Below are 13,293 nucleotides of genomic sequence, written 5' to 3'. Positions count from 1 at the left end.
CCGGTGATAATCAAGGGAAAAGCCGCGCTTTCCAGAACAAAGCACATCCAATTTGCCCGGAATCGCATCTATTTGAGCACTCGGCGGCCCTGAAAAAAGTTCCACAAAGAAACCAAATTCCCCGCTTGAACGGATTAAAAGCGGCCGCTTGCCGTTTTGGTGCGAGTCGTCTTTTAACAACAAATGCGACGATTGTTTACTTGTGAATGATTACCTAAAGGCAATAGCAGGTGCATTGCCCGGGACGAAGTTGTCGATGCGGGTCATGATTTCTTGATAACCGCATATTATTTACCACTGGTTATTCCCCACCTGAATATTTAAATACCCGAGGAATAAGAAAACAATGGCGTTTAATTATCCGTATTTAAACATCGGATTAGGGGTCGATAATATGTCCGGCCCTGCCGCATTGGATCGCAGAATTTAATATTCCACAATAACCCGCGCGGCGTCTTATATTCGCCGCGACGGCGTTTTGCCGCATTTCAAAAGGCAAGCCAGGCCAACATAGCTGCAAATGGCGGCCAATGCGGGTAAAATACGGGGTTTTACGGGACCGTAGCAGCGCGCAACGCCGCCGCGCCGGCCCGCCGACCATGGCGCCTAGACAGCGCCCTCTCAGGAAGCTATCCATGTTGCGATTAAACGAAGTCAAACTCCCGCTGAACCATACCGAGGACGAACTGCCGGCCGCCATCCTGGCCCGCCTGGGCATCGCCGCCGACGCCCTGCTCGGCTACACGGTATTCAAACGCAGCTACGACGCCCGCAAGAAAACCGCGATCGTGCTGATCTATTCGCTCGACGTCGAGGTCAAGGACGAAGCAGAGCTGCTCAAACGCCTGCACCACGACACCCACCTGATGCCGTCGCCGGACACCTCGTACAAGTTCGTCGCCCACGGCGAGCAGCTGGCCGGCCACGACCGCAACCCGCGCCCGGTGGTCATCGGCACCGGGCCCTGCGGCCTGTTCGCGGCGCTGATCCTGGCGCAGATGGGCTTGCGTCCCATCATCCTCGAACGCGGCAAGCAGGTGCGCGAGCGCACCGTCGACACCTTCGGCTTCTGGCGCAAGCGCGAGCTGAACCCGGAGTCGAACGTGCAGTTCGGCGAAGGCGGCGCCGGCACCTTCTCGGACGGCAAGCTGTACAGCCAGATCAAGGATCCGAAACACTACGGCCGCAAGGTGCTGACCGAGTTCGTCAAGGCCGGCGCGCCGGAGGAAATCATTTACGTCAGCAAGCCGCACATCGGCACCTTCCGCCTGGTGAAGATGGTCGAGCAGATGCGCGCCAACATCGAGCAGATGGGCGGCGAGTACCGCTTCGAAAACAAGGTGGTCGACATCGAGATCGAGCAAGGCGCGGACGGCGGCCAGGTGCGCGGCCTGACGCTGGAGAGCGGCGAGAAGATCGTCACCAACCACGTGGTGCTGGCGGTCGGCCACAGCGCGCGCGACACCTTCGAGATGCTGCACCGGCGCGGCGTCTACATCGAAGCGAAACCATTCTCGATCGGCTTCCGCGTCGAACACCCGCAATCGCTGATCGACACCTGCCGCTTCGGCCCCAACGCCGGCCACCCCATCCTCGGCGCGGCCGACTACAAGCTGGTGCACCACGCTTCCAACGGCCGCGCGGTCTACAGCTTCTGCATGTGCCCGGGCGGCACGGTGGTGGCGGCCGCGTCCGAGCCGGGCCGGGTCGTCACCAACGGCATGAGCCAGTATTCGCGCAACGAACGCAACGCCAACAGCGCCATCGTGGTCAATATCTCGCCGGAAGTCGACTACCCGGGCCACCCGCTGGCCGGCATCGAATTCCAGCGCCGCCTGGAAGAGAAGGCGTTCGAACTGGGCGGCGGCACCTACAACGCGCCGGGCCAGCTGATGGGCGACTTCGTCGCCGGCCGCGCCTCGACCGAATTCGGCAGCGTGGTGCCGTCGTACAAACCGGGCGTGCACCTGACCGACCTGGCGGCCATCCTGCCGGAGTTCGCCGTGACGGCGCTGCGCGAAGCCTTCCCGGCGTTCGACAAGCAGGTCAAGGGCTACTTCAAGCACGACGCCGTGCTGACCGGGCTGGAAACGCGCACCTCGTCGCCGATCCGCATCAAGCGCCGCGACGACACGCTGCAAAGCCTGAACACGCGCGGCCTGTTCCCGGCCGGCGAAGGCGCCGGCTACGCGGGCGGCATCCTGTCGGCCGGCGTCGACGGCATCAAGGTGGCCGAGGCCGTGGCCCTGTCGATGGCCGCCGACCAGCAGCCCAAGCCTTAAGCCTGCTCCGGAGCCGGCAGCCGCAGCTTGATGCGGCTGCCGCTCTGGCAAGCCTCGACCGCCGCCTGCCCGCCCATCTGCTGCATGATCGTGTAGACGATGTGCATGCCCAGCCCCGAGCCGCCCTGCCCGCGCTTGGTGGTGAAGAAGGGTTCGAACAGGCGCTCCCGCACTTCCTTCGTCATGCCGGCACCGTCGTCGGCAAACTCCAGCAACAGGCAGCGCAGGCCATCGACCTGCGCCATGCGCGCCCCCAGCGTCACCACGCCAGGGCCGCCGTCGGGATACGCGTGCTTGGCGCTGTTCATCAACAGATTCGACAGCACCTGCGACCAGCGCCCCGGATCCAGCCGGACCCGCAACTCCGGCGCGATATCGAGCACCACCGTGATGCCGCTCTTGCGCAACGCCGGGCCGTGCGCCGACACCACGCTCTGCGCATGCTCCAGCAGCGCCAGCGTGGTGACGTGCAAGCTGCCCTGGTCCACCGCCAGCTGCTTGAAGTTGCCGATCAGGTCGGCGGCGCGCAGCAGGTTGCGCTCCACCAGCAAGGCCGCCTCCTGCATGCGCTGGGCGGTCGCCACCAGCTCGGAGCGGCTGACGCGCTCGCCCGACACGCACTTGGCCAGTTCGGCCGCATAGCTGCTCAAGGTCGACGCCGCCGTCACCGCCACGCCGATCGGCGTGTTGACCTCGTGCGCCACGCCCGCCACCAGCGCGCCCAGCGCCGCCATCTTTTCCTGCTCGATCAAAATGGTCTGCGCCGCCCGCAAGGCCTCGGTGCGCTGCTGGACCTTGTGCTCCAGCACCTGCTCGCGCTCCTGGTGCTGCAACTCGGCCGCGCCGCGCGCGGCAAAGATCGACAGCAGCGACAGCGCCAGCAAGCGCTTGTCGTCCGACATCGGCTTGGTGTCGATGGCCGACAGGATGCCCAGCGTGCGGCCTTCGGTATCGATCATCGGCATGCCGATATAGCTTTCCGCCCGCATGTCGACCAGCAGCGTGTCCTTCGGATAATCGGCCTGGATGCCGCAGGCGTGGAAACACATGCTCTGGTCGGTGACATCCTGGCAGGGCGTGTGCAGCAGGCTGTATTCCATGTTCGGCAGGTAGTCGGCGCCGCCCCACACGGCCAGCGTGCGGATGCCTTCCTGGCCGTCCTCCATGACGATCACCCGGCCGGCGATCACATAGGTGACATCCAGCGCCCGCGCCAGGTCGTGCACCAGGATGCGCAGGAAGTCGTCGCCGCGCACCCGCGCGGTCGAGGCCGTGATCGAACGCAAGGCCGCCTCGGCCAGCGTCCGGCCATCCTCGGCGCCAAACAACGGCAGCGGTGTCGCTTGTTCGGCCAATAACTTGTCGTCACTCATCATACCCTCGGCTCGCATGAACATGGTTGAACGTTCGCCGCGTGCTTAGCACGTCTCGGCTATAAACAACCAAAAACTTTGTATTTTTGTGTAAATAAGTCGTCTTTTTTTGAAATAACCGCGAAAAGTGTTGTTTATTTCATTGTTGTTACAGAGCTCCGATTGACCATGAACGGCCCAGGTGGTCTGATGACCGCCAGAATAATTTTATAGATAGATTATTCATTGTGAAATTTTCAATGACAAAGTATCAATCCGTACCTCGCCAGGAGTTCAAAAGCATGATGATGGAAACTGTAATTTCGCGTTCACTGCGCCTGATGTTTTCGGGCGGCGCCGCACTGATCGGTGCAGGCCTGCTGACCCAGCCAGTATTTGCACAGGATACCCCTGTTATACAGCGCGTGGAAATCACCGGTTCGTCGGTTAAGCGCGTCGACGCTGAAACCTCGCTGCCGGTGCAAGTCGTCACCAAGGCGGACATCGCCCGTACCGGCGCCACCAGCACCGAAGAGTTGCTGCAATCGATCTCGGCCTTCTCCTCGGCGGGCGGTACCAGCAACGCCACCGGCGCCGGCACCTCGACCGGCGGCCTGTCGTCGATCTCGCTGCGCGGCCTGGGCTCGACCCGCACCCTGGTGCTGGTCAACGGCCGCCGCCTGGCGGCGTTTGCCGGCAGCGACGGCGCCTCCGTCAACGTCAACGTCATCCCGCTGGCCGCCATCGAGCGCGTCGAAGTGCTGAAAGACGGCGCTTCCGGCGTGTACGGCAGCGATGCGGTGGCCGGCGTGGTCAACTTCATCCTGTCCAAGCAGACCGACGGCGTGGAAATCACCGGCGGCTACGCCTCGCCTACGCACAGCGGCGGCGGCCAGAACAGCAAGGCCTCGATCACCGGCGGCTACAACACCGACAAGCTGAACGTGGTGCTGTCGGGTTCCTACGAAAAAGAAAAAGCCTTGTTCGGCCGTGACCGCGACTACGCGGCCACCTCGACCAAGCTGCCTTACTACAACGGCACGGCGACCGGCCTGGGCAACATCCAGGGTTCGTTCACGCCAGGCAAAGGCCCTGACGCAGGCTTCAGCTCGGGCGGTTCGGGCTACGGCAACCCGCTGGCCATCGGCGACAAGTGCGGCACCATCAAGATGGGCACGCTGCAAGGCGGCGCCATGGGTTCGCCTTACTGCTACTACGATTCGGGCCCGGACGTCGGCCTGACGCCTGATCGCGAACTGTTCAACCTGACCGGCAACCTGAGCTACCAGATCAACGACAAGCACCAGCTGTTCGGCGACGTGCTGTACTCGCAGAGCAAAGTCACCCAGACCTACCAGGCCTCGCCGGCGCGCGCCAGCTTCTTCGAGACCGACGGCGAGTTCGCCAAGCAGGGCGTGGACGCGGCACTGCTGCTGTTCCCGAGCAACCCGGCCTACCAGTCGATCGCCGTGCCTTACCTGCAAAGCCAGGGCTTCAGCTCGCTGATCGGCAAGCCGCTGTCGATCACCTCGCGCGTGTTCGACTTCGGTCCACGCCAGAACGTGGACACCGCCAAGCAGGCGCGCGTGGTCGTTGGCGCCAAGGGCACCATCGGCGCGGTCGACTACGAAGTGGCGCTGACCCACAACGAGTCCAAGCTGAACAGCGCTGTGACCACCGGCTACTTCTCGCAAGTGGCCTACGCCAAGATCATCAACAACAGCAACTGGAACCCATGGGCGGCAGGCGGCGTGCAAACCGGCGCCCTGGCTGACCAGCTGAAAGGCGCGGCATTCAGCGGCGACTTCCTGTCGGCCAAATCGACCAGCGACTCCTTCGACGCCAAGATCACCGGCGACTTCTGGACCATCGCCGGCATCACCCCGCAGTACGCGCTGGGCGCCCAGTCGCGCAAAGAGAACTACACCACCAATCCAAGCGAGGCCTACCAGTCGGGCGACATCTCCGGCCTGGGCGGCTCGGTCAAGCCGGTCGACCGCGACCGCACCGTCAACTCGGCATTCGGCGAACTGAGCATCCCGCTGACGAAGACGCTGGAAGCCAACCTGGCCGTGCGCGACGACCACTACGACGACGTCGGCAACTCGGCCAACTGGAAAGGCAATGTCCGCTGGCAGCCGATCAAGACCTTCCTGCTGCGCGGCTCGTACGGCACCGGCTTCCGCGCACCGTCGCTGATCGACCTGTGGCAGCCGCAGACGCTGGGCACTTCCGAGCAGTTCAACGACCCGGCGACCAAGCAAACCGGTCTGCAAGTCAATGCTCTGTCGGGCGGCAATCCCAACCTGAAGCCTGAGAAGTCGAAGCAGTACTCGTTCGGCGCCGTATGGCAGCCGGTATCGACCGCCAGCATCGGTGTTGACTTCTTCAACATCAACATCCGCGACATCCTGGCGACGCCGTCGGCGCAAGAAGTCGTATCGCGCTTCCGCGCCGGCGACCCAGCCTACGCAGGCCTGGTGACGCTGAACGGCAACGACATCGTCAGCATCAAGCAGACGCTGGCCAACACCGGCAACGCCAACGTGCAGGGCCTGGACCTGTCGGCCAACTGGAAGGACAACTTCAGCTTCGGCAAGCTGGAAGCCAACCTGAACGGTACCTACATGGATACCTTCGACCAGACCAGCCCGGGCGGCGACGTCTCGCACAAGGTCGGCACCATCGTCGACGGCGCCGGCAACCCGGTGATCGGCGCGCAAAACGGCGGCGTGATCCTGCGTTGGAAACACCAGCTGGCAGGTACCTGGAGCAAGGGCCCATGGTCGACCACCCTGGTGCAGAACTATCGCACCGGCTACCAGGTTGGCCACGACCTGAACGACAACAAAGTGTTCATCTCGTCGGAAGCCACCTACGATGCCAACGTCACCTGGCGCGGCATCAAGAACCTGACGCTGGCCCTGGGCATCAAGAACCTGTTCGACAAGCAGCCTGACCCGATTGGCACCGCTGTGACCAATCAGTTCCAGTCCGGCTACGACATCAACCAGTACGATCCACGTGGCCGCTTGGTCTACGTGACCGCCGGCTACAAGTTCAAGTAAGCGGTTAAAACGCCCCGTGTGCGCATGCGACGCTCAAGATCGTCGCACGGCCACACGGGGCGTTTTTTTTGCTACAGCCAGCCGGCCTTCTTGAAGCGCCGGTGCAGGTACAGGCACACGCCCACCATCACCGACAGCGCGAACGGATAGCCGTACTTCCATTCCAGCTCCGGCATGACCTTGAAGTTCATCCCCCACACGCCGGCAAACGCGGTGCAGATCGCGAAGATCGCCGCCCACGCCGCCAGCCGCTTGTTCACTTCGCTCTCCTCGATCGCCACCATCGACAGGTTGACCTGGATCGCCGTGGCGATGGTGTCGCGTATCGTATCGAGCGAGGAACTGATGCGGTGCAAATGGTCGTGCACGTCGCGGAAGTATTCCTGCGTGTCCTGGCACATGGCCGGCACGCGGCCGCCGTGCAAGCGCCCCACCGCCTCCATCAGCGGCGACACCACGTGGCGCACGATCGTCACCTTGCGCTTGAGCTCATACAGGCGCTGGATGTTGTCGCGCTGCCGGCCCTGGCTGAAGATCAGCTCCTCGATTTTTTCCAGCTCGGTTTCCAGCATGTCCAGCACCGGGAAGTAGCGGTCGACCACGGCGTCCATCAGCGCATACAGCACGAAGGCCGGGCCCAGGCGCAACATATGCGGCTCCTTCTCGGCGCGCGCGCGCACGCCGAGGAAGCCCTGCTGGCTGCCGCCGTCGCGCGCCGACAGCACATAGCTGTCGCCGACGAAGATGTCGACCTCGCCGATGGCGATATCGTTGTCGCGGCATTCGATGGTCTTCACCACCACGAACAGCGAATCGCCGTACTCCTCGATCTTGGGCCGCTGGTGGCCGCGCCGCGCATCCTCCACCGCCAGCTCGTGCAGGCCGAATTCCTGCTGCATGATGGACAGTTCGTCCGGCTGGGCGTCGCGCAGCGCGACCCAGACGAAGGTTTCCGGCTTCTCGATGTAGTCGCTGATCTCCTCGACCGGAATGTCCGCCAGCTTCTGGCCGTCCTGATAGGCCACGCAATTAATCAACATACTGTTTCCATAAAAAAAAAGCCCTTGGCTTCATCAGCCAAGAGCTTACCTCAAACCGGCGCCGGCGCCGGGATCAATCGTCCTTGGCGCCGTCGATGCCGAGTTCGGCGATCTTGCGGGTGATGGTGTTGCGGCCTATGCCCAGGCGCACCGCCGCGTCGTTCTTGCGGCCATGCGTGTGCTTGAGCGCCGTGCGTATCAGCGCCGATTCGAACTGCCGTCCGAGCACCGCCATCACTTCCTGCTGGCCGCCGCTGAGCATGGTGGCGGCCTGCGCCTCCAGCAGTCCCAGCCAGGCATCCGGCGAACCGGCCGGCGCATGCTGGCCCGCTTCCGGCACCGGTATCGCCATCACCGTGCCGTGGTGCTGCACCGGCGCGTAGTGCTCGGCCGGCGCCGGCGCTGCGGCGCCGCCGCCCTGCTCCTGCGTCAGCTCCAGCGGCAAGTCCTTGACCTCCACCGTCTGCCCCGGCGCCATCACCGTGATCCAGTTGCACAGGTTTTCCAGCTGGCGCACATTGCCCGGCAAATCCAGGCCGCTGAGGAACTGCAAGGTGGCGTCGCTCATGCGCTTCGCTTCCATGCCCAGCTGCTTGGCGCTCTGCACCAGGAAGTGGCGCACCAAAATAGGGATGTCCTCGCGCCGCTCCCTCAAACTGGGCAGGCGCAGGCGGATCACGTTGAGGCGGTGATACAAGTCCTCGCGGAACAAGCCTTCGCGCACGCGCTGTTCGAGGTTCTGGTGGGTGGCGGTAATCACCCGCACGTTGGCCTTGAGCGGCTGGTGGCCGCCGACGCGGTAGAAGTGGCCGTCCGACAGCACGCGCAGCAAACGGGTCTGCAAATCGAAGGGCATGTCGCCGATCTCGTCGAGGAACAAGGTGCCGTTCTCGGCCTGCTCGAAGCGGCCGCGGCGCGTGGTCTGGGCGCCGGTGAAGGCGCCGCGCTCGTGGCCGAACAATTCGGATTCCAGCAAGTCCTTGGGGATAGCCGCCGTGTTGAGCGCGATGAAGGGCTGCGCCGCGCGCGGACTGTGCTTGTGCAGCGCGCGCGCCACCAGCTCCTTGCCCGAGCCCGATTCGCCGGTGATCAGCACCGTCACATTCGATTGCGACAGGCGGCCGATGGCGCGGAACACTTCCTGCATCGCCGGCGCCTGGCCGAGGATTTCCGGGGTTTCCGACGGCCCCGATTCAACGCTGGTCTCGCGCAGGCTCTCGTCCAGCGCGCGGCGGATCAGCTCGACGGCCTTGTCGATGTCGAACGGCTTGGCCAGGTATTCGAAGGCGCCGCCCTGGAAGGCCGCGACGGCCGAATCGAGGTCGGAGAAGGCGGTGATGATGATGACCGGCAGGCCGGGGAAGCGCGACTTCACCAGTTGCAGCAGGTCGAGGCCGGAGTCGCCCGGCATGCGGATGTCGGACACCAGCACCTGCGGCGTCTCGAACTCCAGCGCGGCGATGGCGTCGCGCGCGTTGGCAAAACTCTTGGTGGCCAGGTTTTCCCGGGCCAGCGCTTTTTCCAGTACCCAGCGGATCGATTCGTCGTCGTCTACTATCCAGATTGGCTTCATGTGTTGTGTGTATCCCGCAATATGGATCGTCAATCAAGGGACCCGGCATCCGCCCCTGCCAGCCAGGGCTTATGGCAGCGGCAGCAGGATGCGGAAATCCGTATATCCAGGCCGGCTCTCGCACTCGATCACGCCCATGTGCTGTTGCACGAAGGTTTGCGCTAGGGTCAAGCCCAGGCCGCTGCCGCCTTCCCTGCCCGACACCAAGGGGTAGAAAATCCGGTCGCGGATCTGGGGCGCGATGCCCGGTCCATTGTCAATGATATGCAAGTCTAATGCCAGCCCGTAGCGGACCTTGGCCAAGGTGACTTGCCGGGCCACGCGCGTCTTGAAAACGATCTCCGCATCGCCGTTGTCGATGCGGCTGGCGAGCGCCTGCGCCGCGTTGTGGGCGATGTTGAGCACGGTCTGGATCAGCTGTTCCTTGTCGCCGCGGAACTCGGGGATGGAGGCGTCGTAGTCGCGCAAGATCGTCAGGCCGGACGGGAACTCGGCCAGCATCAGGCTGCGCACGCGCTCCAGCACTTCGTGGATGTTGACGTCGCCGACGATGTGCGGCCGGCGGTGCGGCGCCAGCAGGCGGTCGACCAGCGTCTGCAGGCGGTCGGCCTCCTTGATGATGACCTGGGTGTACTCGCGCAGCTGGCCCGCGTGCAGCGCCGGCAGCTCCATCTCCAGCAGCTGCGCGGCGCCGCGTATGCCGCCCAGCGGGTTCTTGATTTCGTGCGCCAGGTTGCGGATCAGCTCCTTGTTGACCTGGCTCTGGTCGAGGATGCGCTCCTCGCGGTCCAGCTTGAGGTGCTGCAGGTGCTCGCGCAGCTCGATCAGGATGTGGCCGGCCGGTTCGTCCAGCACCGAGACGATGCTGTGCACATGCAACGCATCGCGCCCGGCCCGCTCCAGCATCAAGTCCTGGCGCAGGTCGGAGAACTTGTGCTCGCGCGCCTGGGCGCAGATGTTGTCGAGTTCGCCGGGGTTGAGGAACTGCGCGCTCAGCGTCTGGCGCGACAGCGCCTTGAGCGAGCTCTCCAGCAGGTTTTCGGCGGCGGCGTTGGCGTAGACGATCTGGCCGTCGGCGTCCAGCAGCACCACGGCCGAGGCCAGCAGTTCCAGCCCCGCCAGCGAAGGCAGGCTGTGCCGGCCGGCTTGCTTACTGACTAAAGTCATCGGATATTCGCGATCTCACGTTTTAAGGCTTCCACATTCTTTTCCGAGCGGCTGATGTTGTCGCGCATGCCGGCCACCCGTTCCTGGTACTTGGCGTAGTTGCGCTCATCGCCGCGCCGTTCCGGCTCGCCGTTGTTGAACTCCTTGCGCAACTCGGCCAGCTTCTGCGTTTCGGTTTTCAGCTCGTCCTCCAGGATGCCGCGGCGGTCGGCGTCGCGGGCGCGCTGCTCGGCGCTGTCGACGCGGGGGAAATCCCCCGGCGTGCTGACCGGCGCCGGCACGCCGGGAACGCGCGCGGGCGTGCCCTGGCGGCGCGGCGGCGCCGGCACCACGGTGCCCGGCAAGTCCATCGCCTTGCAGTAGCTGCCGCGGTTGATATCGGTGTACTCGATGCTGCCGTTGGGCGTGGTGCACTTGTAGATCTGCGCCTGGGCGGCGGTGCAGCCCAGCAGTGCAAGCAACACCGGCACTGCGCATCTGTTGAAACGAGTTGTCATTCGTAATCCGTGGGTGGAACTATCCATCCCGAATATACAACATCCAAAGAAAAACGCGGGGAAAGCTCTGCTCGCCCCGCGTTTTGTACCGCACCAGCCGCACCGGCGTTGCCGGCGCTTGGCTGTTACAGCGAGTAGTACATGTCGAACTCGGCAGGGTGAGTCGTCATGCGCATGCGCTGGACGTCCTGCATTTTCAGTTCGATGTAAGCGTCGATCATGGAGTCGCTGAACACGCCGCCACGGGTCAGGAACTCGCGGTCTTTGTTCAGGTTGTCCAGCGCTTCTTCCAGCGACGAGCACACGGTTGGGATCAGTGCGTCTTCTTCCGGCGGCAGGTGGTACAGATCTTTCGATGCGGCTTCGCCCGGGTGGATCTTGTTGGCGATACCGTCCAGGCCAGCCATCAGCAGCGCTGCGAAGCACAGGTAGACGTTGGCCAGTGGATCCGGGAAGCGGGTTTCGATACGGCGGCCCTTAGGATTGGCCACGTGCGGAATACGGATCGAAGCCGAACGGTTTTTAGCCGAGTACGCCAGTTTCACTGGCGCCTCGAAGCCTGGAACCAGACGCTTGTACGAGTTGGTGCCTGGGTTGGTGATCGCGTTCAGCGCCTTGGCGTGCTTGATGATGCCGCCGATGTAGTACAGCGCGGTGTCGGACAGGCCGGCATAGCCGTCGCCGGCGAACAGGTTGACGCCGTCTTTCCAGATCGACTGGTGCACGTGCATGCCGGAACCGTTGTCGCCAACGATAGGCTTAGGCATGAAGGTGGCGGTCTTGCCGTAGCTGTGGGCCACGTTCCAGACCACGTATTTCAGGTTCTGGGTCCAGTCGGCGCGTTCGACCAGGGTCGAGAACTTGGTGCCGATTTCGTTCTGGCCGGCGCCGGCCACTTCGTGGTGGTGCACTTCGACCGGGATGCCCAGCGATTCCAGGATCAGGCACATTTCCGAACGCATGTCCTGGAAGCTGTCCACTGGCGGCACTGGGAAGTAGCCGCCCTTGACGGTAGGACGGTGGCCGGTGTTGCCGCCTTCGAGCTTCTCGCCGGTGGTCCACGATGCTTCTTCGGAATCGATCTTGACGAAGCAGCCGGACATGTCGATCTTCCAGCGCACGCTGTCGAAGATGAAGAATTCCGGCTCAGGGCCGAAGTAGGCGGTGTCGCCCATGCCCGACGATTTCAGGTAGGCCTCGGCGCGCTTGGCGATGGAGCGTGGATCGCGGTCGTAGCCCTTGCCGTCGGCAGGCTCGATAACGTCACACTGCATGAACAGCGTGGTCTCTTCCATGAACGGGTCGATGTTCGCGGTGTTTGGATCCGGCAGCAAAATCATGTCCGATGCTTCGATGCCCTTCCAGCCGGCGATCGAGGAACCGTCGAAGGCGTGACCCGATTCGAACTTGTCGATGTCGAAGTGCGACACAGGCACGGTAACGTGCTGTTCTTTACCACGGGTGTCGGCGAAACGGAAATCAACGAATTTGACTTCGTTTTCCTGGACCATTTTCAGAACTTCTGCGGCTGTCATTGCCATGCGTATCTCCTAAAGGAATGTGGGGCTCGTGCGCTCTTGGTAAGCAGTATTCGTGCCAGCATAAAACTCATCAGCTTATGTCGATAGCGTCTTTGAACTTGCAGGCAAATGAATCTAAAATTCGCCGGCCGGCCCAAGTGCCACAATATGAGGCAGATCAATGCCGCACCAAGGGAGTGCATGTTCGAGATATTGCACCGTATTTGTGCATTTTTGGAATATTTCCGTAAAACGCACGGCTTTGGTGCGCCTGCCTGTGGTGCGCGTGCAGGAAGCCTATAATAAACTCAAACTTATTTCTGGAACATGACATGAGCAAAATAGACGATATTCTGGCGCTGGCGCGCAGCCGCAGCAAAGACTGGCCGTACGCGGGCGCCGTCACGCCCCAGGAAGCCTATGAACTGATCAGCGCCGACAACGCCGTCAAGCTGATCGACGTGCGCACCCATGCGGAGCGCGACTGGGTCGGGCGGGTGGCGATCCCGGAAGCCCAACATGGTGCAGTCCAGTGGACCATCTACCCGGGCGGCATCGCCAACCACGAGTTCATCGAGGAATTGAATTCGGTGGTGCGCAAGGACCAGGTGATCTTGTTCCTGTGCCGCTCGGGCGTGCGCTCGCGCAACGCGGCCAAGCTGGCGACCGAGCACGGCTACAAGCACTGCTACGACATCCTGGAAGGCTTCGAAGGCGACAAGGACGAGCGCGGCCACCGCAAGAACGTCAACGGCTGGTGCAAGGCCGACCTGCCCTGGACCGGCGCCTGACGC

Annotated in this window: 9 protein-coding genes; 3 read left to right on the top strand and 6 right to left on the bottom strand. The window is 63.1% G+C overall.

Annotation, left to right across the window (positions count from 1 at the left end):
* Positions 1–635 precede the first annotated feature (635 nt).
* Positions 636–2,282: an NAD(P)/FAD-dependent oxidoreductase gene (locus tag DUGA2_RS04165; RefSeq protein WP_070267368.1), complete on the top strand. Its 1,647-nt coding sequence runs from the start codon at positions 636–638 to the stop codon at positions 2,280–2,282.
* Here the strand turns inward: DUGA2_RS04165 and DUGA2_RS34760 are convergent.
* Positions 2,279–3,658 (bottom strand): GAF domain-containing sensor histidine kinase, encoded by a 1,380-nt coding sequence (locus DUGA2_RS34760; RefSeq protein WP_286162303.1) that lies wholly within the window; start codon positions 3,656–3,658, stop codon positions 2,279–2,281. The two genes, DUGA2_RS04165 and DUGA2_RS34760, sit on opposite strands and share 4 nt — an antisense overlap.
* Before the next feature lie 278 nt (positions 3,659–3,936).
* Here DUGA2_RS34760 and DUGA2_RS04155 point away from each other — a divergent pair, with 278 nt between their 5' ends.
* Positions 3,937–6,702, top strand: coding sequence for a TonB-dependent receptor (locus DUGA2_RS04155; protein ID WP_070267364.1), 2,766 nt, complete (start codon positions 3,937–3,939; stop codon positions 6,700–6,702).
* A 71-nt stretch (positions 6,703–6,773) separates the two neighbouring features.
* Here the strand turns inward: DUGA2_RS04155 and corA are convergent, their stop codons facing one another.
* The 5 genes from corA to glnA form a co-directional block, all read right to left on the bottom strand.
* Entirely contained in the window at positions 6,774–7,742 is a 969-nt protein-coding gene (gene corA, locus DUGA2_RS04150) for a magnesium/cobalt transporter CorA (RefSeq protein WP_008445695.1), read from the bottom strand.
* A 73-nt stretch (positions 7,743–7,815) separates the two neighbouring features.
* Positions 7,816–9,315 (bottom strand): nitrogen regulation protein NR(I), encoded by a 1,500-nt coding sequence (ntrC, locus tag DUGA2_RS04145; RefSeq protein ID WP_070267361.1) that lies wholly within the window; start codon positions 9,313–9,315, stop codon positions 7,816–7,818.
* A gap of 69 nt (positions 9,316–9,384) precedes the next feature.
* Positions 9,385–10,482: a nitrogen regulation protein NR(II) gene (gene glnL, locus DUGA2_RS04140; protein WP_070267359.1), complete on the bottom strand. Its 1,098-nt coding sequence runs from the start codon at positions 10,480–10,482 to the stop codon at positions 9,385–9,387.
* Positions 10,479–10,979 (bottom strand): DUF4124 domain-containing protein, encoded by a 501-nt coding sequence (locus DUGA2_RS04135; RefSeq protein ID WP_070267358.1) that lies wholly within the window; start codon positions 10,977–10,979, stop codon positions 10,479–10,481. The genes glnL and DUGA2_RS04135 overlap by 4 nt, the downstream gene beginning before the upstream one ends.
* 125 nt (positions 10,980–11,104) lie before the next feature.
* A complete protein-coding gene (gene glnA / locus DUGA2_RS04130) occupies positions 11,105–12,520 on the bottom strand; it encodes a type I glutamate--ammonia ligase (RefSeq protein ID WP_008445691.1) in 1,416 nt (471 codons plus the stop codon).
* Positions 12,521–12,831: 311 nt separating this feature from the next.
* On the opposite strand from glnA, the gene DUGA2_RS04125 reads away from it, so the two are divergent.
* Entirely contained in the window at positions 12,832–13,290 is a 459-nt protein-coding gene (locus tag DUGA2_RS04125) for a rhodanese-like domain-containing protein (protein ID WP_070267356.1), read from the top strand.
* Positions 13,291–13,293: the final 3 nt, after the last annotated feature.

Source organism: Duganella sp. HH101 (genome assembly GCF_001758795.1).
Taxonomy (GTDB): Bacteria; Pseudomonadota; Gammaproteobacteria; order Burkholderiales; family Burkholderiaceae_D; genus Rugamonas; species Rugamonas rivuli.
The sequence above is the reverse complement of the archived record's forward strand: the minus strand, read 5'-3'. Positions and strand labels throughout refer to the sequence as shown.

Coding starts and splice junctions, on each gene's coding strand:
- corA (WP_008445695.1), bottom strand. CDS start 7,742: ATGTTGATTAATTGCGTGGCCTATCAGGACGGCCAGAAGCTGGCGGAC.
- ntrC (WP_070267361.1), bottom strand. CDS start 9,315: ATGAAGCCAATCTGGATAGTAGACGACGACGAATCGATCCGCTGGGTA.
- DUGA2_RS04135 (WP_070267358.1), bottom strand. CDS start 10,979: ATGACAACTCGTTTCAACAGATGCGCAGTGCCGGTGTTGCTTGCACTG.
- DUGA2_RS04125 (WP_070267356.1), top strand. CDS start 12,832: ATGAGCAAAATAGACGATATTCTGGCGCTGGCGCGCAGCCGCAGCAAA.
- DUGA2_RS04155 (WP_070267364.1), top strand. CDS start 3,937: ATGATGATGGAAACTGTAATTTCGCGTTCACTGCGCCTGATGTTTTCG.
- glnL (WP_070267359.1), bottom strand. CDS start 10,482: ATGACTTTAGTCAGTAAGCAAGCCGGCCGGCACAGCCTGCCTTCGCTG.
- DUGA2_RS34760 (WP_286162303.1), bottom strand. CDS start 3,658: ATGATGAGTGACGACAAGTTATTGGCCGAACAAGCGACACCGCTGCCG.
- glnA (WP_008445691.1), bottom strand. CDS start 12,520: ATGGCAATGACAGCCGCAGAAGTTCTGAAAATGGTCCAGGAAAACGAA.
- DUGA2_RS04165 (WP_070267368.1), top strand. CDS start 636: ATGTTGCGATTAAACGAAGTCAAACTCCCGCTGAACCATACCGAGGAC.